Here is an 18,573-nt window from a genome sequence, read left to right as displayed (position 1 = left end):
CGGCGCTGTCCCGCTCGTCGTCCGTCCGGCCGTCGTCCCCCCGGCCCCCGGCCGTCGACCGCCTGGTCGTCGACCGCCCGGTCGCCCTACGCCTTGGAGAGCGCGGCGGCCGCGCGGGCCTCGCGGATCGGGGCTCCCGCCCGGTGGAGGCTGGTCAGCGCCTGCTTGTACGAGGTGACCAGGCTGGTCTCCAGGTAGCTGATGCCGAGGTCGCGGCAGTAGTCCCGCACGATGACCTGGGCACGGCGCAGATGCGGGGTGGGCATGCTGGGGAACAGGTGGTGCTCGATCTGGTAGTTCAGCCCGCCGAGCATGAGGTCGGTGAACCAGCCGCCCCGCACATTGCGGGAGGTGAGCACCTGGCGGCGCAGGAAGTCGGGGCGGTCGTCGCCGGTCAGGATCGGCATGCCCTTGTGGTTCGGGGCGAAGATGGACCCCAGGTAGACGCCGAACAGGCACTGGTGGACCGCCAGGAAGGCGATCGCCATGCCGGGCGGCAGCACCAGGAAGAGCGCGGTCAGGTAGACGGCGAAGTGACCGAAGAGCAGTGTGCCCTCCAGCGTGCGGTGCTTGAGCGTGCGGTTGGCCAGCGCGCGTACGCCCGCCACGTGCAGGTTGAAGCCTTCCAGCGTCAGCAGCGGGAAGAACAGGAACGCCTGCGAGCGGCCGAGGAGGCGGGGAAGGCCCTTGGCCGCGCGCGCTTGGTCCTGCGACCAGACCAGCACGTCGGGCAGGACGTCGGGGTCGAGCTCCGCGTGGTTGGGGTTGGCGTGGTGGCGGGTGTGCTTGTCCTGCCACCATCCGTAGCCCATGCCGATGCCTATGTTCCCGGCGATGCGGCCCGAGCGCTCACTCGCCTTTCGCAGGCGGAACACCTGACGGTGGGCCGTGTCGTGGGTCACCAGCGCGACCTGGCCGAAGACCAGCGCGAGGAAAGCGGCGACCGTCAGCGTCCACCAGCTGTCACCGACGAGTACGAAGGCGATCCAGCCGCCGGCGTAGAGGGCCGTCACCGCTGCGATACGGGCCGTGTAGTAACCGGGGCGGCGGCCCATCAGTCCGGCAGCGGTGATCTTCTTCGAAAGCTTCGCGAAGTCACTGCCGGATTTCTGCGAGGGCGAGGGCTGGGGCGGAGGTCGTATCGAAGTCTGCACGGGCATGGTGAGGAGTCCTTCCGGTGGACGATGGGGGACGCGGGCGCGCTGTGGAGGATCACGGCGCCGTATGTGCGAGGGTTTCGCGCCGCACCATCGGTCCGGGGGCGCCGGTCATCGGGGAAGTGGGGGGCGGAAGATCGTGAATCCGGCCGGCGGGGTTGTGGGGGGGCCGCGCGGACGGGCTGAGAAGCAGTGCGATCTTGCCGTCGGGGGCCTGCTGCCAGGGGGCCGTCCTCGGCCGAGTGGGTCCGGGCGACCCTGCTGTCGGCGGCGTAGGCGACGGTCTTTCCCTTGCCACGGTAAACCACGCGCGATCGGAGCCCGCGCGTCAGCCAGGCTTTTCCGGCCCTCCCCATGCTCTTTCCAGGCCCTCCTCAGCCCTCATGGTCCCGTCACCCGGCCGGCCCGGCGAGGGTGGCCCTTGCGTGTCATGGGCACCGCGAAAACGGCTGCGACCGTGCCGAGGGCGCGTATTACCGCTGCGTACCCCGTCGGAGCCGGAGCCCCGGCGGAAGGCCGAACGGGCCGGTCCGGGAGCCGCCGCGCACCTGTGGTGCGAATCACTGACGACGCCGCGCGCGCAGGCGCCGAAAAGCTCGCCGCCCCCGCCCCGCGTGCCCCGGTCAGCGACGCTCGCGCAGGACCTCCACCGCCCGGTCGAAGGCCGAGTCGAGGTGACGGGCGAATTCCTCGTCCGTGAAGACCGGCTCGCTCAGATGCGGCGGGATGCCCGGACCGTCGAAGGTGTGCCCGGAGCGGGTGAGGAACTCCTCGTTGGGCAGCAGGACCGTCCAGCCGCCCGGAAGCCGTCGCTCCAGTGTGTCCGAGAAGACGCCCTGGGTGGGTTCCCCGATGCGTACGGTCAGCCCGGGACGCTCGATCAGCGCCTGCGTGAAGGTCTCACCCGCGCTGAACGTCGTGCCACCGGTCAGCACCGTGACCGGCCCCGCGAACCGGGATCGCCCGGCCGCGGGCTGTACGTACACGGGCTGCGGACGCGTGAAGCGGGACGGGTCGGACGGGTCGTTGCGGGCTCGCTTGGCATACGCGAAGTGCGGCCGGTCGGTGAGACGCGCCGCGAGACGCAGTCCCAGGCTGTCGGACCCGCCGCCGTTGATCCGCAGGTCGATGATCAGGCCCTTCAGCCGGGCCGTGCGCGCGGGGGTGAGGATCGCGTCCAGCGCCCGGTCGAGTTCCGCGCTGTTGGCGGCGAAGGTGTTGGCCTGGGTGAAGCCGCTGAAGGCGGAGAGGCGGAGGTAGCCCCGGCCGCCCGGCAGATCGGCGTAACCGATCCGGCCGCGCCCGAACTCCCGCAGCGGACGGCCGTCCAGATCCCGTTCCTGGACGTACGCCTTGATCCGGTCCTCCAGCGCCTGGCCGGGAATGACGGTGCCGGGCCGGCTCTGTGCGAAGACGCCGGTGCCACCTGCGAGAAGGGCGACATGCGCGTCGTGGAGCGGCGACAGCATCTCCCGGAAGACGGCGAACAGTTCGGCGTCCGTCGTCCCGGCGTGTATCCGGGGCCGGTAGCGGTCCCGGACCGCGTCCCAGTCGATCCCCTTGGCGGCGAAGAACGGATAGTTCTCCTCGAAGGTCTGCCAGAGAACGTCGAAGGCCGCCACCGGGCCTGCGGGCGTCTCACGCGCACAGGAGACGGGCAGCGCCGCGATCCGGCGCAGGGCGCGGTCGTTGGGCGAACCGTCCACGCGCATCGACGCCCGGTCGGGCCGTGGTCCGGATCGTACGGTGAAGGCGTCACCGTCGGCGGTGAGGTACCGGGGCGCGTGGCTCGCCCCGCCCGAGCGCCCGGCGGATTCGCCCTTCAGGCAACTCACCGAAGTGACCTGGTACTCCAGCAGCCGACCCCGTTCGACGGACAGCACCGTGCCGTATCCGTCCACGCGCCACATCCCGGCCGGTGAACCGGACACGGCGCCGGCGGCAGCGACGGGAAGGGCAGGACCACCCACGACGGCGAGCAGCACCGCCGCGGCGACACCCTTGGCCGTCCGGCCGGCCGTCCGGCGCGATGTCCAGCTCGATGTCCGACCCCATGGGCGCCTGCGCTGCATGTTCATGTCTCCCCGTAAGCGGCCGGTCCCGGTCGCGGGCCCGACTCGTACCACCAGCATGGCCACCGCGGTACGGCCCGGACATCCGGCTGGCCGGTCGGCCGGGGGTGGGGATTACCCCCTGCGGTCCTCCAGGTGGCGGGCCAGCCGTTCAAGGAACACACGCTGGCCCGTGACGAGCCGTTCGTGGGCGTTCTCGGGCGTGCACCAGGCGACCTGGTCGATCTCCGGGAACTCCTGCTGCACCCCGGAGCCCCTCGGCCACTCCATGGTGAACATCCCGAAGTCGGCGAGCGCCGGGTCCAGATCGGCCTCCAGGGCCCAGACCGTGACGACTTTCCCGCTCGGCTGGCGGGCCTCACCGAGGGGGATGAGCTCTCCGTCCGGCACCGGCAGGCCTAGCTCCTCCGTGAACTCCCGCCGGGCTGCCGCTTCGGGCGTCTCGTCCAGCTCGTACTCGCCCTTGGGGATCGACCAGGCAGCGCTGTCGCGGCCGGCCCAGAAGGGACCGCCCATATGACCGATGAGGACCTCGGCGCCGTCGTGGCCGTCCGAGGTCCGGAACAGAAGGAGACCCGCGCTTCGCTTTCCCGACATGCCGTCAAGTCTGCGTGCCGACACGGCCCCGCGCCAATGGGCGAAGCCGTGTCGCACCCGTACGCTCATCATGGCCGGGGGCCGCCCGCGGACCCGTTGGGGTGTGTGGCCCCTCACGTGCGCTGTTGAGGTGTGGCCAGTGGGTACATGGGGCCCATGGATCAAGTGGTGCTGGCAGGAATGTGGGGGCTCGTGGCCGGGTCGGCCCTGCTGCTCGGGGCCGCCCTCGGGTACGGGGTGCGGATTCCGCAGTGGGTGGTGGCGTCGGTCATGGCGTTCGGCGCGGGGGTGCTGCTGTCGGCGGTCTCCTTCGAACTGGTCGAGGAGGCGTACGACCAGGCCGGACTGGCCCCGGCGGCGATCGGGACCGTGGGGGGAGCGCTGGCCTACACGGCGGGCAATGTGTGGCTGGCGCGCCGGGGGGCCCGTCACCGCAAGCGCTCCGGACACCGGCAGTCACAGCCGTCGGAGGCCCAGCAGTCCGGCTCCGGGCTGGCGTTGGCGCTGGGCGCCCTGCTGGACGGTGTGCCGGAATCGGCGGTGATCGGCGTCAGCCTCGTCGACGGCGGGGCGGTCAGCACGGTGACAGTGGTGGCGGTGTTCATCAGCAACGTCCCCGAGGGACTTTCGAGCTCCGCCGGTATGCGGAAGGCCGGCCGCGGCAAGAAGTACGTCTTCGGTATCTGGGGCGCGATCGCCGCCGCGAGCACGGTTTCCGCGGTGATCGGGTACTCCGTCGTCGGCGGGCTGCCGACCGCGGTGGTGGCCGCGGTGACCGCGGTCGCGGCCGGAGCGATTCTCGCGATGATCGCCGACACGATGATCCCGGAGGCGTTCGAGGACGCCCACCTGGCGATCGGCCTGATCACGGTCAGCGGCTTCCTGGTCTCCTTCGCGCTGTCCCACGCCTGAGCCGTGCGCCGACGTCACCAGGAGGACAGCGCGTCCGGCGGCAGAGGCGTGAAGCGGATGGTGTGGTGGCTGGAGCGCGGTCCGGTCTCGTACAGCAGCCCCACCCTGCCCACGCCCGTCTGAACCAAGTCCGAGTACCCGGCCGGGTCTTGCGACACGGACAAGACCGGCCGCCACGAACGCCCGCCGTCGTCGCTGGTACGCACCTGCATCCGGAGGCGTCTGTCCGGGTCGGACGGACCGGAGTACAGCAGCGGTGACCTCCACGGCGGGCCCAGGACGTGCAGCACGCTGCCCTGGACCGTCGGGCCCGTCAGGTGGGGCTGCGGCCGGAAGGGGACGGACAGTGTCAGGCCGCCGTCGGCGCTGTAGGCGTCCGCGCGGGTGCCGTCGGCAGTGCGGTCGTGGTCACGGGCATTGATGTAGACGGTGCCGTCCGGAAGTTCGGTCAGGGTGCTCTCGTTGAGCGCGAGAGGGCCGCCGGCCGATCGGCTCACGTACCCGATCCGCCAGGTGTGGCCGCCGTCGTCGCTGTAGAGGGAGTGCGCGCCGCTGCGTCCGGTCTTCCCGGCGCTGTGGTTCGCGGGCACCAGCAGCCGGCCGCGGTGCGGCCCCTGCCGCAGGGCCGCACCGTGGCCGGGGCCGACGGCGTACCAACGCCAGTCGGGGGGCTTCACCGCGTCGGTGATGTCCCGCTGCGGTGACCACGTGGCACCGCCGTCCGCGCTGCGCTGGACGTACACACGGCGGACCGAGGCGGCCACCTTCCCCGACGTCACCTGCCGCTTCGTGGCGCCCCCGATGGTCCGGCACGTCACCAGCACGATGTCTCCGCTGCGGGGATCGACGACCGGCACCGGATTGCCCACCGTGTCCTTCCCGGCGTCCGCGACCAGTTGGAGCGGCTGCCACGTGCATCCGCCGTCGAACGAACGCCGCAGGACCAGATCGATGTCACCGTCGTCCGCGGCGGAGTCGCGGCGCCCCTCGGCGAAGGCGAGCAGCGCACCGCCGGGTACCTGGAGCGCGGCCGGAATGCGGAAGGTGGTGTAGCCGTACTCACCCGATGTGTACGGCACTGACGCCGGACACGGTGGTGCGTGGCCGTGAGCCGCCTCGCGGTCGGTCGCGCGGTCGTACGCCGCGGGGGCCGATGCGGGGGTTGCCGCCAGCCCGGCGACCAGGGCCAGCAGGAAGGCAAATCGCCTGCTGGCAGGGGCACGAAGTCTCATCGCGTCTCTCGTCCGGTGCGGCGTTCGTGAGGACCCAGGGGCACGCGGGATCCTCCCGCGCCTGTCCGGATGGAACATAACGACGGAAGGCGTCCGCGTCTGTGAGCGCCACGCCTCCGTGCGGGACCGGACCGAATGGCGCCCCACATCCGCGTGCCGGACGCCGTGACCGTACGGCCGCCCCGCCCCCGGCGCAGGGCCGTGACCTACGGGCCGGAAATCAGCGGCGGGACGGAACGCGCGGCGGGAGGCTGTGCAGGCGGACCTCGCCCAGCCGCCCCTCCGCCGCGACGGCGGTCATGTAGGTGCAGGAGGGCTGGCGCCGCCGGTCGGTCGGCGAGCCCGGGTTCAGCAGGCGCAGTCCGCCGGGAGCGGTGCTGTCCCACGGAATGTGACTGTGGCCGAACACCAGCAAGTCCAGATCGGGGAAGCGCTCGGCGCACCTGCGCTCCCGCCCCTGAGCCGCTCCGGTCTCGTGTACGACTCCCAAGCGCACGCCGCCGAGCTCGGCCCGCGCCACTTCGGGCAGCCGTGCGCGCAGGTCCGGGCCGTCGTTGTTCCCGTACACGCCGATGAGGAGCCGCGAGCGTGCTTCGAGGAGGTCCAGTGTCGCCCCGTCCACCCAGTCGCCCGCGTGGATCACGGCGTCGGCCTCCCGCACCCGCCCGAGGAGCTCGGCGGGCAGTTCCCTGGCACGTTTGGGCAGATGGGTGTCGGACATCAGCAGCAGGCGCACGACACCACCGTAGGCGCGCCGGCCACCACGGGCAGGTATGCCGCCCGGCGGTTTCCGGGCGCCGGCACGGCCGTCGGCCGGCCCTGCCCCGCCGCGGGCGGAGGCTCTGGCCTGGGTGGATAGCGGTGGGTGATCGTTCGGCATGCGCGGGAGCGCCGGGCCTGTTTCTCTGATTGCGCCCGCTCTGTCCTGTCACCCGAGGAGTGATCATGAGCGTTGCAGGTGAGTCCGGCGGCCGTGCCCGGGAACTGCGCCAGATGGCGCGGGAGATGGAGCAGGCCGCGGAACGTGCCGCTGACCCGGAGCAGCGCAAGCGGCTCGAGGAGAAGGCCCGCCGCCTCAGGGACCAGAGCGAGCAGGCGAGCAGCATGGGCGGCGGGGACATCTACCCCCCGCAGTAACCCCGCCCCTGCGCATGACACCGGCCGGTGGCTGCCCCCGCGCCCCAGGCGCGCGCGAGGCCACCGGCCGGTCAGTTGCCCGGGCACTGAGGCACAGCCCGTACCCCCATGGGAGCGACCCGAAGGCCCCTTTCGTCGACAGCGTCCGGTGGGTCAACCAGGGTCCAGTTCTCTGTTGAGCAGGGCGAGGGCCTCGTCCGACACGAGGGCGCGGCGTGTACGGGGCGACAGACCCGTCGCACCGCGTGATGCTGATGCGGTGAACACTCAGGACGAGGACCAGGACCAGGACCAGGACCAGGGTCACCACCGGGGACCGGGCCGTGCGGCATCCGGCGCGCAGGCGCCGCCCACGGTCGGAGTCGAGGAGGAGTACTTTCTCATCCACCCGGGGACGCACAGGATGGACCCGGCGGGCGCCAGAGTCGTGACGCGCGCCTCGGCGGTCCTGGGCGACCTGGTCTCCGGCGAGTTCACCCAGTACCAGATCGAGGGCAAGACGCCCCCGTGCGCCGGCCCCGGGGAACTGCGCAAGGAGCTCACCCGGGTGCGCGCCGCGGCCGTGGCGGCCGCGCGCGAGGAGGGGCTTCGCCTGTGCGCTTCCGGTACGCCCGTCGTGGGAGGCGGGGTTCCGGCCGGCATCGGTGACCATCCGCGCTACCGGGCCGGCGCGGACCAGTACCGCGCCCTGCTCGACGACTTCGCCATCAGCGCCTTTCACGCGCATGTGCACCTGCCGGACCGGGAGGTGGCCGTCCTGGTCACCAATCACCTGCGGCCGTGGCTGCCGCTCCTGGTGGCGATGAGCGCCAACTCGCCCTTCCACCAGGGACGCGACACCGGATACGCGAGCTGGCGGGCCGTGATGCGGAGCGCGTTCCCGTGTCTGGGACCGCCCCCGTACGCCGCGTCCCTGGCGGAGCACCAGCGGCTCGCCGAGGCGATGGCGGCGTCGGAGGCGATGCTGGAGGCGGGCATGCCGTTCTGGGACGTGCGGCTCAACCCGCGGCTGCCGACGCTGGAGATCCGCACCATGGACGTACTGCCCGACATCGACGACACGGTGGCTCTCACAGTGCTGGTCAGGGCGCTGGTGGTGACGGCGCGGGACAAGGCCGTAGGCGGCGATCCGGGCCCCCGTACGGAGGCCGAACTGCTGCGCGCCGCGTACTGGCGCGCGGCGCGGGACGGCTGGTCCGGCGCGGGCGTCGACGCCCTGAGCGGGCAGATCCTGCCCGCCCCGGTGCAGGCGGAGCGGCTCGTGGAGTACGTGCGTCCCGCTCTGGACGCGTACGGGGATACGGGCGAGGTGACGGCGTTTCTGCGACGCCTGACCGAACGGGGGTGCGGCGCGCGGCGCCAGCGCGCCGCAGCCGCCGCGGGCGGTGGTCCCGGCGCGGTCGTGGACGAGTTGGTGGCGGCGACCGCAGCCGGGCGGTGGCCCCCTGTGCGCTGAGGACGCCGCCGGAACGGAGGCGAGCGGGCCGCTTCAGCAGGCCGTGAGTGTGGTCACCAGTACGTCCCGGTACGCGAGCCGGCCGGCGTCGACGGGGCGGATCGGCGAGACCTGGTGCAGGGTGCGGCGGTCGTCGCCGAGGAGCAGGGCGGCCGGTTCGCTCAGCGTCGTCGTCAGCACCTGCTTGCCGTCCGGGTCGAACACCGAGCTCTCGCCGCCGTCGGCGTTGCGCCGGCCGATGAGGAGCGAGGAGACGAGCGTGACGCCGTCCCGGTGCAGTCCTTCGGGCGTGGGTTCGCTCGTCCCGTCGCCCACGCCGACGACACGGAAGGGATGCACCTTCACGCTCCACCGCGCCGACCGCTCCAGGCACGCCGCGAGTTTCCCGAGCAGCCCGATCACGGACCGCAGAATGGGGTCGGCCGAGAAGGCGTCGGTGAGCGGGTCGAAGTGACGGTCGACCTGGGCATAGAGCGGGTTGGTGTCCTGAGGCTGTAGGAACGGGACGTGCGGCAGGAGTGCCAGTTCACCCGTGGCCGCCGTGAGGGAGAAGTGTCCGTAGCGACGCAGCCGGCACGTGCCGCTCTCCGCCGCGTATCTGTCGGGAGACAGATTCTCCCAGTGGGCGGTGAAGCGCTCCCATGCCCGCCGGTCCGTTCCCGTGCACGCCGCCACGGCGTCCGGCGGCATCAGATGCACTCCGGTCGCGGTCAGGTCCCGCTGTGCGGCCTCGACCGAGGCGGCGGCAGTGCGGACCGGGTCGGGGTCGGCGGCGGTGGTGGTGCCGTGGTCCAGGTCAGCCATTGACAACGTCCGTCCACTTCGGCGGTCTCGCGCCCTGCGGCGCTCCGGATTCCATGGTCGGGCGCCCGGTGACGGCCCGCATCCCGGGCCGCGTCCGCACCTGACCTCCGGGGCGGGGTGCACCGGCACGAAGTGGTGTGGGAGCATCCGGCCATGGACCTCGCCTCCCTGGAACTGGCCGTCAACCGCCTGCGTGAAGCCGAAGCCGCGATCGACGCCGCGCGCGCCGATGTGGAGACGGAAGCCGTCGGCGCGGTGCGCGAGGGCGCACCCGTGGACGCCGTCTGCGAGGTGTCCGGGCTCAGCCCCCACGACCTGCTCCGCCTGGAGAAGACGGCGGGCGAACTCCCCCACTGACAGCGCTCCCGCCGATCGCCCAGCTTCGATTGCGGGGGGCTCGGACCGGCGGGATGCTGGAGACGTCAGCCTTCCGGTGCGCGTGCCGCCCGGGGTGCGGCTGAGGGGGTGCCGGGGCGCCGGCGACCACCGTTCCACGGCGGCCGGCCCGAGCAGCGGCCGGAGGTGTCGGGCGGTGCCGCGTCTCGCGAGGAGATGGTCATGGACGGCAGAACGCTGGACGCGATGCGGACCGCGCTGCGCGGCCCGGTCATTGGCCCCCAGGATCCGGAGTACGACCGGAGCCGCGCGATCTACAACGCCATGATCGACCGGCGTCCAGCCGCCCTCGTGCGGTGCGCGGACGCGGCGGACGTCATGGCGGCGGTCGACTTCATCCGCGACAACGGCCTCGAAGTCGCCGTCCGGGGCGGTGGGCACAGCGGCCCCGGCCTGGGCCTGGTGGAGGACGGCGTCACCATCGACCTGTCGCCCATGCGCTGGGTGCGCGTCGACCCTGCCGCGCGGACCGCGCGGGCGGGCGGCGGCAGTCTGCTCGGGGACCTCGACCACGCCGCCCACGGATTCGGCCTCGCCACTCCCGCCGGCGTCATGTCCACGACGGGCCTCGGCGGCCTCACGCTCGGCGGCGGCCACGGTTATCTCACCCGCAAGTACGGACTCACGGTCGACAACCTGCTGTCGGCCGACGTCGTACTCGCCGACGGCGGTTTTGTCACCGCGAGCGAGACCGAGAACCCCGACCTCTTCTGGGGTCTGCGCGGCGGCGGCGGCAACTTCGGCATCGTCACCTCCTTCGACTTCCGGCTGCATCCGGTGGGCAGCGTGGGCGTCGGGATGACCGTGTGGCCGGTGGACAGCGGCCGCGAAGTGCTGCGGTGGTACCGCGAATTCCTGCCGCGGGCGCCCGACGACCTGAACGGCTTCTGCGCCCTGTTCACCATCCCGCCCGGTCCGCCCTTCCCGGAGGAGATCCACGGCCGGAAGATGTGGGGAGTCGTGTGGTGCTGGACGGGGGACCCGCAGCGCCTCGACGAGACGCTGACGGTGGTGAACGAAGCCGGCCCGCCAGCCTTCCACTTCACGACGCCGATGCCCTACCCCGCCTTGCAGAGCATGTTCGACACGCTGATCCCCGCCGGCCTCCAGTGGTACTGGCGCGGGCACTTCTTCGACCGGATCACGGACGAGGCCATCGACGTGCACGCCAAGTACGCCGAGAATCTCCCCACCGAGCTGTCGCTCATGCACCTCTACCCGGTGGACGGCGCCGCGGGCCGCGTCGCCCCGGACGACACCGCGTGGAGCTACCGGGACGCTGTCTGGTCCGCTGTCATCGCCGGCGTGGACCCCGACCCCGCCAACGCGCGGGCCGTCAAGCAGTGGTGCGTCGACTACTGGGAGGAACTGCGGCCGCACTCCATGGGCGCCGCCTACGTGAACTTCATGGACGCCGAGAGCCAGGACCGGGTCAGGGCCGCCTACCGCGGCCACTACGACCGGCTGGCGGAGATCAAGCGGACCTACGACCCGCACAATTTCTTCCACGTCAACCAGAACATCGAGCCGGCGGAACAGTACTGACTCCGCGCGTACGCGGCCGGACCGACTCCGCGCGTGCGCGGCCGCCCCGCCGGCGAGGGGGTGCCAGGTGCAGCAGGCAGCCGTCGTAGAAGCGCCGTCCGTACTCGGGCTGCGCCCTTCCGGCGTACAGGACTCGCCGGCCGCTCTGCTCGACGCCGGCCTGCTGGCGGCCCTCGGCGCGGTGTGGGCAGGCCGGGTCGAACCGCCGGCGTACGACCCGAGGCGGGACGCCGAGACCGGAATCCTCAACCCGCTCGCGATCGCGCGGTACTCCGTACAACTGGCCGACAGGGTCGGCGGAGTCCTCGGGCGTGGTTGCTTTCCCGTGGTCCTCGGCGGTGATTGCAGCATCCTGCTGGGCAGTCTCCTGGCTCTGCGGCGCCGGGGGCGCTACGGGCTGCTGTTCCTCGACGGACACACCGACTTCTACCAGCCGTCGGCGGAACCGGCCGGCGAGGCCGCCTCGATGGAGCTCGCCCTGGCCACCGGACGCGGGCCGCTGCCGCTGACGGACCTCGAAGGGCGCGGGCCGCTCATACAGGACGAGGACGTCGTAGCCTTCGGCTTCCGCGACTCGGCCGAATCCGCGGGGGCGGGGATGCAGCCGCTGCCGCCGAAGCTGTGCGCGATCGATCTGGACGGCGTACGCGCGACCGGCGCCGAAGCGGCGGCGCGCCGGGCGGTCGACGGGCTCACCGCCGGGCAGAGCGCCGGATACTGGGTGCACCTCGACGTGGACGTCCTCGACGACGCGGTCATGCCGGCTGTCGACTACCGCCTGCCCGGCGGGCTGAGCTGGCCGGAACTGGAGACCGTGCTGCGCACGGCGCTCGCCGACGAACGAGCCCGGGGGCTCGACGTCACGATCTTCAACCCCCGCCTCGACCCCGGCGGGACGCTCGCCGTCCGCCTCACCGACTGCCTGAGCCGAGGACTGTCCGCCCGGACGGGCCGGGGGAGTTGAGCTCGGCGGCTGCGCGGGACGCGGGCGGCCCGTAGAGGACGGTGGCGAGACCGGCGCCGAGGAGCCCGCCGAGCAGCTGGGCGGCGACGAAGCCGGGAAGCGACGCCGGCGCGATGCCGGTGAGGGAGTCGGTGAGCGCGCGGCCGGCCGTCGCCGCGGGGTTGGCGAACGAGCCCGACGAGGTGAACCAGATCGCCGTGGCGATGTACGACGCGACCGCGACCGGGGCCAGTTGGGGGCGGCCCGTGCGCTCCAGCCCGTACACGACCACCACGAGCCCGGCCGTGGCGATCGTCTCACTGAGGAGCAGGTGTCCGTCGGACCGCACCTGGGTGGACCACACGCCGGGCGTCCGGCCGAACATCGTCTCGGCCAGCAGCCCTCCCGCACCGGCCCCGGCGAGCTGAGCGGCGATGTAGAGACCGACCTCGCGGCCGGTGAAGCGGGCGCCGGACCGCCGCTCCGACCACCAGACGAAAAGGGTGATCACCGGATTGAGATGGGCCCCGGACACCGGGCCGAACAGGACGATCAGCAGGCCGAGCCCCACCGCGGACGCCAGTGCGTTGGCGAGGAGCTGGACGCCGGCGTCCTGACTGAGGCCGGCGGCCTGGATGCCGGAACCGACGATGACGGTCACCAGGGACGCGGTCCCCACGAATTCAGCGGCCGCTCGGCGCGGCAGTGCCCTGTGGATACCCATGTGATTCCTCCCCCGGACCCAATTAATGGAAAATATATTCCGCATCTTGGAAATTAGTAGAGGGGTGTTCGAAGGCTGGACGCCGGAGGCCGTACGGGCACGGGGCGGCGGCACTTCCCGGACCGGTCGCCCGTGTCGGCCCCGGGGCCCGAGACGCCCCTGTGCGGTACCTGCCATGAGGCGCGCGGCGGCCACGCCGTAGGCTGCGGGGCGCGGAGCCGGGCACGGGGCGGCCTGCTCCGGCACTCCAGCACCACCTACACTCGTCCTCCGTTCTGGCTGCCGCCAGAAACCGCAGTACCGACTTGAAGGGCCCTCTTCGACGTGAGTTCCGCAAACCGTGCCGAGGCACCGATCTATGCAGGTCTCGTGGAAGAGCGCGGCGACGTACCCGCCGAAGTACGCCAGGCCGCGGAGGAGACCCTGCGGGAGGTGGAGCAGGCCATGGACTTCAGCTCGGTACGCGCCACGGCGATGCGCTGGTAGCCGAAGACCCGTCGTGCCCGTGTGGCGTCCGCCGCGCCGGCACACCGGGCGACGCCCTCAGGCCGCCAGGCTCTTCAGCAGGGCGGGCAGCGCCGTCCCGATCGGCTCGCGTACGACCTCGTCGGCGAGCTCGTCGTAAGGCGTCGGCTCGGCGTTGACGACGATGAGCCGTGCGCCGTGCTCCGCCGCGATCCCCGCGAGTGAGGCGGCCGGCTGCACCTTGAGGCTGGTGCCGACAGCCACGAAGACGTCGCTCGCCTTGGCGATCGCCAGAGCCTCGCCCATCACCACGGGATCGAGCCGCTGCCCGAACATGACCGTGGCCGATTTGAGGACGCCCCCGCACACCAGGCACGGCGGGTCCACCTCGCCCGCCTCCACCCGCGCCAGAGCCTCCTCCATCGGCGAGCGGGCGTGACAGCCGGTGCACACGGTCGACCGTGCGCTCCCGTGCAGTTCGAGCACCTTGCGGCCGGGCAGTCCGGCCATCTGGTGCAGCCCGTCCACGTTCTGGGTCAGGACCCGGACCGGTACCCCCGAGCGCTCCAGTTCGGCGATCGCCCTATGGGCGTCGTTCGGCCGGGCATGCCGCGCGGGACTGTCGCGGCGCATGCGCCAGGCCCGGCGCCGGATGTCGGGATCGGACATGTAGAACTCGTACGTGACGAGCTTCTCGGCCTCCGGATCACGCCGCCACAGCCCGTTCGGCCCGCGGTAGTCGGGGATGCCGGAGTCCGTCGAGACACCAGCTCCGCTGAGTACGGCGACCAGCGGCCGCCGAGCCGTGCCGTTGTCGCTCATACGAGCGAGCGTAGACCGAAGGCCACGGCGGCGTCGACGCAATTGCGGCGGAGCGCGTGGAGGGTGAACGGCGCCGCCGCTCTCACGGTCATCCGGTACGCACCCGGCAGGCCGTCGTCCGTCGTCTGCCACAACGACATGCGGCACCTGCCGGCGGAGCTGCGCCGGACCGGCTTCCCGCCGGAGCTGCACGTCTGAGCGCGAGCACCGGCGGCAGTGCCCGCACGGCTCCCGGCTCCGAGGTGCGCGATGATGGACGCAGGGCGCGGTCAGCCGCTTCTCATCGAGGAGGCGAGGACAATGGGCAAGTCCGATCGCTATGAACTGGTCTTCGTGCACCCGGGCGCACCGGCCGCCGTTCCGGAGGCAGCCGATGTGGTCGAAGTGCACCGCACGGACCGCAGCGGGCCCGGCGGCCACCCGGTGTACGCGGACGACACCGGTATCGTGCTGGCCGAGATCAGCGACCGGGACGAGGTGCGGATGCTCGCCAGCGGCGGTCACCAGGACCCCGCGGCGGCGGTCCAGGTACGTCCGGCCTAGGTCGCCGCCGGCCTCGGACGGGCGACGTCGGCGGAGCTTTCCGTAACGGGTCCCACCGGTTGCCCCGGGCAGGGTCCGCCCGTTTGATGGGAGTACGGGTACCTGCAAGACGGCACCGGAGGTGGAGCGGCCCGTGGATCTCGTACTGCGCCCCGGAAGGCCGGAGGACGCCGCCGAAGCGGGCCGGATCTGTTTCGACGCTTTCTCCGGAATCGCCCTCCAGCACGGTTTTCCCTCCGACATCCCGGGCGTCGAGGCGGCCGACGGGATGTTCAAGCAGTTGCTGGGACACCCCGGCTTCTACAGCGTCGTCGCCGAGCTCGACGGCCGGATCGTCGGCAGCAACTTCCTCGACGTACGGTCGGACGTCGTCGGCGTCGGGCCGATCACCGTCGACCCGGCCGTCCAGAACGGCGGCGTGGGGCGCCGGCTCATGGAGGACGTCATGCGGCGGGCCGCCGAGCGGCGGGTGCCCGGCATCCGGCTGCTGCAAAGCGGCTACCACTCCCGGTCGTTCGCCCTCTACGCCGGCATGGGGTTCGAGTTCCGCGAAACCGTGGCCTGCATGCAGGGACCGCCGATCGGGGGGACCGTACCGGGGTACGAGGTGCGCCCCGCGACGGAGGCGGATGTCGCGGCCTGCAACGAGGTCTGCCGCCGGGTGCACGGGGCCGACCGCGGCGGCGAACTCACCGACGCGCTGAGGACGGGCACGGCCCGCGTGAGCGAACACGGCGGGCGCATCACGGGTTACGCCACGGATCTGGCCTTCTTCGCGCACGCCGTCGGCGAGTCGACCGAGGACATCAGGGCGCTCATCGCCGCGGCGCCCGGCTTCGGCGGCCCCGGCATCCTCGTCCCCGCCTCCAACAGCGTGCTGTTGCAGTGGTGTCTGCACAACGGTCTCAAGGTGCAGCAGCTGATGAGCGTGATGACGATCGGGCTCTACAGCGAGCCGGCCGGGGCGTACCTCGCCTCCATCCTCTACTGACGTACGCCGAGGAGTGACAGAGAGTCACCTCTGGTGTGACGAGATGCCATTGGGGACGTTCGGGTGATTGGCTGCCCCGGGCGCAACTGGGCATCGGCTCCGGGGCCTCCTGTTGGGCAGTGACGACAACCCGGAGGTTCCGTTGAACGGCACACCGTTTTCCGCTCTCCCGCCGAGGACGCCGCGATGGGCTCTCGACCCGTACCGCTTCCACGGCCTGCCAGACCTCGACCACGAGGGCGCCGTCGCGGCCGTCGCCGAGGACGACGACTACGTCCTGCCGGCCCCGTGCGGGCAGCGGCCGTCGTACGCCCTGGCCGCCACCGACAAGCGCCGCCTCGACCTCCACGCCGCCCTGACCACCGCCGGCCTCGCGCCGCGGCCGGGCGACCTGGAGGCCATCGGCATCCTCAGCGGGCTCGACGACACCACGGTCGGCACGGTCCTGCGGTGGATCACCCGCGACTGACGACGGCTGGAACGGAGCGGCGCCGACTGCCGTCCGGGGCGGGAACACCCCGTCCGCCCGCGTTGTTCTGGTGAGAAAGCAGACATCCCCGGCGATCCGGAATGCCATGTTCACTCCCCGTCCTGTTCCCGCCGCCCTCGCGGGCGCGTGCGTCGCCGCGCTCGTGGGCTGCGCCACCGCCGGCAGTGACGGCGCGGCCGGCGCGCCCGCGCCCGCTCCGGTCTCGGTCTCGCTGACGCCGGACACCGCCCCGGCGGGCACGGCGACGATCGCCGGTCCCGCGCCCTCCTCGTCCGCCGCCGAGCCCGCCGTGAGCAAGAGCGGCACGCGGCAGGAGAGCGCCACGATGGCCATCCCGTCGATCGGCGTCCAGAACCTGCGCGTCGTCCCGTACGAGGGAACAACCGACGACTGGGCCGGTACGAAAATCCAGGACCGCGGTGTGGCCGCCAGTCCGTACGGCAAGGGCGGCGGGGTCGGACCGGGCGAGGTCGGGAACTACCTCGTCACGGCACACCGCCTCTCCGCCGGCGGACCGCTGCGCGAGCTCCCGTCAGTGCAGAAGGGCGGCTCCGTGTTCGTCACGTCGGAGGGCAAGGTGTACGAGTACGAGATCACCGGGACCAGGACGACGTCGTTCCGCTCGGAGCGGTCACTGGCCGAGCAGCGGGCCGCCGTGCCGGGATCGCCGGGTGAGCGGCCCACCAAACCGATGATCACGATCTCCACCTGCGCGACACCCGAGGACGACGCGGCCGGGAACTTCTGGCGCGACGACAAGGGCAACCCCGAGCACCGCATCGACAAGATCGGCGTACTGGTCTCGACCCGGACGGTGGCCGGCGGCTGAGCCGGCCGACGAGCGCGAGCGAGCGCCGTTCAGCACCGGTCGAACACCGGCGTGGCTCGTGTGGCTTGCGGGTGATCGGCTGCCGGCAGCCGTGACCGTGGGGCGGTCCCGGCCGTTGCTCAGGTCATGATCAAGACAAAGAGTGTCCTCGCCGCCGCGGCCCTCGCCGCCGGTTTCTCCGCCCTCGCCGCTCCCGCCGCCGGCGCTGCCGACACTTCCGGCCGGTACCTGGTGTCCGTGCCCGACGCGCTCGACAACATCGGCGCGAGCGCCGTACCGGCCGAGCGCCGGGCCGAGGTCCCGTCCGTGACCGGTCAGCTCAACGGGCTCAGCCAGCTGGACAAGCTCAGCGAGCTCCAGCAGTTCACCGGCCTGGTCGCGCCGGTCACCGGCGTGCTTCCCGCCATGGAATGACGGCTCGGGCGGCGGCTTCGGTCCGTCGCGTGAGGGTTGTACGGGAACGGGTCTCGATTGGATGCCTCTGGGATTTCGTGGTCGTCACGATCACCGGGGCCGGGCCGATCCGTTGATCATCCGGTGGGCGCGGCCAGTAGATTCAGTGATCACAACAAGCACCGCGTGTCACCGGATGTGTGAACTTCGCGCGGGGGGACCGTTGTTCACCGATCCAGAGGAATACTGTTCATGCGCCGCACCACCGTCCGCCGTACAGCCGTCGCCGCCTCCGCGCTCTCGCTGGCCCTGCTCACCGGCGCCTGCGGGTCCGGAGAGACCAAGACCGACGACGCCAAGGGCGGCAAGGGCGACGCCGCCGCCACCAAGGCCGTCTCGCAGACCGACCTGGACAAGCTCGTCCTGGCCGAGAGCGACCTGAAGGACCACAAGATCGTGAACGCGTCCAAGGCGGACATCGCGGCGGCGAAGGTCGTCACCACCGACAAGGCCGAGTGCAAGCCGCTCGTCGACGCCATGGCGCTCCGGCCCCTGGGCCGGCCTGCCGCGACGTCGATGCGCAAGGTGATGGCCGTGCCGCCGAAGCCCGCGAAGGACGCCTCGCCCGAGGAGAAGATGAAGGCCGGTCTGGGCGCCCTGGGCGGGACGATCACGAGCGACACGCTCGGTTCGTACGACGGCAAGGGCGCCACGGAGGCACTCGCCGGGCTGCGCGCCGCCGGTGAGGCGTGCGCCGACGGCTTCAGCGTGATCGTGGGCAAGGACAAGACGAAGTACACCAAGGTCGCCCCCGCCACCTACACGGCCGGTGACGAGGCGGTCGCCTTCACCCTGACCGCCGACCTGGAGGGCATGACCGGCACGGCCCACCTGGTCGCGGTGCAGAAGGGCGGCACGCTCGCGTCCTTCTACGCCCAGAGCCTGACGGGCAAGGCGGAGCAGCCGAAGGCCGTCATCGACGCTCAGGTGGCCAAGCTCGGCTGACCACTGCCGCACCGCAACGCCCCCACACCGGCCCCTTCGCCGGTGTGGGGGCGCGCCGCG

At 72.0% G+C, this 18,573-nt stretch carries 21 protein-coding genes and 1 pseudogene; 14 read left to right on the top strand and 8 right to left on the bottom strand.

What is annotated here, in order from left to right; genetic code table 11:
- Positions 1–86: 86 nt before the first annotated feature.
- The 3 genes from AS594_RS03775 to AS594_RS03765 all read right to left on the bottom strand — a co-directional run bounded on the left by AS594_RS03775 (position 87) and on the right by AS594_RS03765 (position 3,826).
- Entirely contained in the window at positions 87–1,160 is a 1,074-nt protein-coding gene (locus AS594_RS03775) for a fatty acid desaturase family protein (RefSeq protein WP_069925646.1), read from the bottom strand.
- 620 nt (positions 1,161–1,780) lie between these two features.
- Entirely contained in the window at positions 1,781–3,229 is a 1,449-nt protein-coding gene (locus AS594_RS03770) for a S41 family peptidase (protein ID WP_079148486.1), read from the bottom strand.
- 114 nt (positions 3,230–3,343) lie between these two features.
- Positions 3,344–3,826, bottom strand: coding sequence for an NUDIX hydrolase (locus AS594_RS03765; RefSeq protein ID WP_069925644.1), 483 nt, complete (start codon positions 3,824–3,826; stop codon positions 3,344–3,346).
- Positions 3,827–3,982: 156 nt separating this feature from the next.
- Here AS594_RS03765 and AS594_RS03760 point away from each other — a divergent pair, with 156 nt between their 5' ends.
- Positions 3,983–4,738, top strand: coding sequence for a ZIP family metal transporter (locus tag AS594_RS03760; RefSeq protein ID WP_069925643.1), 756 nt, complete (start codon positions 3,983–3,985; stop codon positions 4,736–4,738).
- Positions 4,739–4,752: 14 nt separating this feature from the next.
- On the opposite strand, the gene AS594_RS03755 is transcribed toward AS594_RS03760, so the two are convergent.
- Together AS594_RS03755 and AS594_RS03750 are read right to left on the bottom strand one after the other, a co-directional pair.
- Entirely contained in the window at positions 4,753–5,970 is a 1,218-nt protein-coding gene (locus AS594_RS03755) for a sialidase family protein (RefSeq protein ID WP_069934944.1), read from the bottom strand.
- Between the two features lie 220 nt (positions 5,971–6,190).
- On the bottom strand, positions 6,191–6,706 hold the full coding sequence (locus tag AS594_RS03750) for a metallophosphoesterase family protein (protein WP_069925641.1): 516 nt from the start codon (positions 6,704–6,706) through the stop codon (positions 6,191–6,193).
- A 209-nt stretch (positions 6,707–6,915) separates the two neighbouring features.
- Here AS594_RS03750 and AS594_RS03745 point away from each other — a divergent pair, with 209 nt between their 5' ends.
- Positions 6,916–7,107, top strand: a complete 192-nt coding sequence (locus AS594_RS03745) for a DUF6381 family protein (protein WP_069925640.1) — start codon at positions 6,916–6,918, stop codon at positions 7,105–7,107.
- A gap of 259 nt (positions 7,108–7,366) precedes the next feature.
- A complete protein-coding gene (locus AS594_RS03740) occupies positions 7,367–8,563 on the top strand; it encodes a carboxylate-amine ligase (protein ID WP_079148300.1) in 1,197 nt (398 codons plus the stop codon).
- Between the two features lie 33 nt (positions 8,564–8,596).
- On the opposite strand, the gene AS594_RS03735 is transcribed toward AS594_RS03740, so the two are convergent.
- The gene (locus AS594_RS03735) at positions 8,597–9,367 is read right to left on the bottom strand and encodes a 2OG-Fe dioxygenase family protein (RefSeq protein WP_069925639.1); all 771 of its coding nucleotides are present in this window, start codon (positions 9,365–9,367) and stop codon (positions 8,597–8,599) included.
- A 153-nt stretch (positions 9,368–9,520) separates the two neighbouring features.
- Between AS594_RS03735 and AS594_RS03730 the strand changes: the two genes are divergently transcribed.
- The 3 genes from AS594_RS03730 (at position 9,521) to AS594_RS03720 (ending at position 12,272) form a co-directional block, all read left to right on the top strand.
- Positions 9,521–9,724: a hypothetical protein gene (locus AS594_RS03730; protein WP_069930254.1), complete on the top strand. Its 204-nt coding sequence runs from the start codon at positions 9,521–9,523 to the stop codon at positions 9,722–9,724.
- A 201-nt stretch (positions 9,725–9,925) separates the two neighbouring features.
- Entirely contained in the window at positions 9,926–11,308 is a 1,383-nt protein-coding gene (locus AS594_RS03725) for an FAD-binding oxidoreductase (protein ID WP_069925638.1), read from the top strand.
- A 67-nt stretch (positions 11,309–11,375) separates the two neighbouring features.
- Positions 11,376–12,272: an arginase family protein gene (locus AS594_RS03720; RefSeq protein WP_069925637.1), complete on the top strand. Its 897-nt coding sequence runs from the start codon at positions 11,376–11,378 to the stop codon at positions 12,270–12,272.
- Here the strand turns inward: AS594_RS03720 and AS594_RS03715 are convergent.
- Complete coding sequence (locus tag AS594_RS03715; RefSeq protein ID WP_069925636.1) at positions 12,220–12,975, bottom strand: aquaporin; 756 nt, start codon at positions 12,973–12,975, stop codon at positions 12,220–12,222. The genes AS594_RS03720 and AS594_RS03715 overlap by 53 nt on opposite strands.
- Before the next feature lie 324 nt (positions 12,976–13,299).
- Here AS594_RS03715 and AS594_RS44465 point away from each other — a divergent pair, with 324 nt between their 5' ends.
- Positions 13,300–13,461, top strand: coding sequence for a hypothetical protein (locus tag AS594_RS44465; protein WP_167367980.1), 162 nt, complete (start codon positions 13,300–13,302; stop codon positions 13,459–13,461).
- A 57-nt stretch (positions 13,462–13,518) separates the two neighbouring features.
- Here the strand turns inward: AS594_RS44465 and AS594_RS03710 are convergent, their stop codons facing one another.
- Positions 13,519–14,262, bottom strand: coding sequence for an SIR2 family NAD-dependent protein deacylase (locus AS594_RS03710; protein ID WP_069925635.1), 744 nt, complete (start codon positions 14,260–14,262; stop codon positions 13,519–13,521).
- Between the two features lie 75 nt (positions 14,263–14,337).
- Between AS594_RS03710 and AS594_RS40810 the strand changes: the two are divergent.
- The 7 genes and pseudogenes from AS594_RS40810 to AS594_RS03680 all read left to right on the top strand — a co-directional run.
- Positions 14,338–14,460: pseudogene (locus AS594_RS40810) on the top strand (histidine phosphatase family protein); the annotation flags it as partial.
- 102 nt (positions 14,461–14,562) lie between these two features.
- Positions 14,563–14,805, top strand: a complete 243-nt coding sequence (locus AS594_RS03705) for a DUF6296 family protein (protein ID WP_069925634.1) — start codon at positions 14,563–14,565, stop codon at positions 14,803–14,805.
- A 133-nt stretch (positions 14,806–14,938) separates the two neighbouring features.
- On the top strand, positions 14,939–15,796 hold the full coding sequence (locus AS594_RS03700; protein ID WP_069925633.1) for a GNAT family N-acetyltransferase: 858 nt from the start codon (positions 14,939–14,941) through the stop codon (positions 15,794–15,796).
- A gap of 142 nt (positions 15,797–15,938) precedes the next feature.
- On the top strand, positions 15,939–16,265 hold the full coding sequence (locus tag AS594_RS03695; protein WP_079148301.1) for a hypothetical protein: 327 nt from the start codon (positions 15,939–15,941) through the stop codon (positions 16,263–16,265).
- A 106-nt stretch (positions 16,266–16,371) separates the two neighbouring features.
- Entirely contained in the window at positions 16,372–17,115 is a 744-nt protein-coding gene (locus AS594_RS03690) for a sortase domain-containing protein (RefSeq protein ID WP_069925632.1), read from the top strand.
- 126 nt (positions 17,116–17,241) lie between these two features.
- Entirely contained in the window at positions 17,242–17,529 is a 288-nt protein-coding gene (locus AS594_RS03685; protein ID WP_069925631.1) for a hypothetical protein, read from the top strand.
- Positions 17,530–17,760: 231 nt separating this feature from the next.
- Positions 17,761–18,513, top strand: a complete 753-nt coding sequence (locus tag AS594_RS03680) for a hypothetical protein (protein WP_069925630.1) — start codon at positions 17,761–17,763, stop codon at positions 18,511–18,513.
- Positions 18,514–18,573 lie beyond the last annotated feature (60 nt).

It is taken from the genome of Streptomyces agglomeratus (assembly GCF_001746415.1).
Classification (GTDB): Bacteria; Actinomycetota; Actinomycetes; order Streptomycetales; family Streptomycetaceae; genus Streptomyces; species Streptomyces agglomeratus.
Note: the sequence above shows the minus strand (reverse complement) of the source record. Positions and strands in the feature narration are given on the sequence as shown.

Coding starts and splice junctions, on each gene's coding strand:
- AS594_RS03680 (WP_069925630.1), top strand. CDS start 17,761: ATGCGCCGCACCACCGTCCGCCGTACAGCCGTCGCCGCCTCCGCGCTC.
- AS594_RS03775 (WP_069925646.1), bottom strand. CDS start 1,160: ATGCCCGTGCAGACTTCGATACGACCTCCGCCCCAGCCCTCGCCCTCG.
- AS594_RS03735 (WP_069925639.1), bottom strand. CDS start 9,367: ATGGCTGACCTGGACCACGGCACCACCACCGCCGCCGACCCCGACCCG.
- AS594_RS03730 (WP_069930254.1), top strand. CDS start 9,521: ATGGACCTCGCCTCCCTGGAACTGGCCGTCAACCGCCTGCGTGAAGCC.
- AS594_RS03690 (WP_069925632.1), top strand. CDS start 16,372: ATGTTCACTCCCCGTCCTGTTCCCGCCGCCCTCGCGGGCGCGTGCGTC.
- AS594_RS03725 (WP_069925638.1), top strand. CDS start 9,926: ATGGACGGCAGAACGCTGGACGCGATGCGGACCGCGCTGCGCGGCCCG.
- AS594_RS03770 (WP_079148486.1), bottom strand. CDS start 3,229: ATGCAGCGCAGGCGCCCATGGGGTCGGACATCGAGCTGGACATCGCGC.
- AS594_RS03765 (WP_069925644.1), bottom strand. CDS start 3,826: ATGTCGGGAAAGCGAAGCGCGGGTCTCCTTCTGTTCCGGACCTCGGAC.
- AS594_RS03715 (WP_069925636.1), bottom strand. CDS start 12,975: ATGGGTATCCACAGGGCACTGCCGCGCCGAGCGGCCGCTGAATTCGTG.
- AS594_RS03755 (WP_069934944.1), bottom strand. CDS start 5,970: ATGAGACTTCGTGCCCCTGCCAGCAGGCGATTTGCCTTCCTGCTGGCC.
- AS594_RS03760 (WP_069925643.1), top strand. CDS start 3,983: ATGGATCAAGTGGTGCTGGCAGGAATGTGGGGGCTCGTGGCCGGGTCG.
- AS594_RS03745 (WP_069925640.1), top strand. CDS start 6,916: ATGAGCGTTGCAGGTGAGTCCGGCGGCCGTGCCCGGGAACTGCGCCAG.
- AS594_RS03705 (WP_069925634.1), top strand. CDS start 14,563: ATGGGCAAGTCCGATCGCTATGAACTGGTCTTCGTGCACCCGGGCGCA.
- AS594_RS03710 (WP_069925635.1), bottom strand. CDS start 14,262: ATGAGCGACAACGGCACGGCTCGGCGGCCGCTGGTCGCCGTACTCAGC.
- AS594_RS03685 (WP_069925631.1), top strand. CDS start 17,242: ATGATCAAGACAAAGAGTGTCCTCGCCGCCGCGGCCCTCGCCGCCGGT.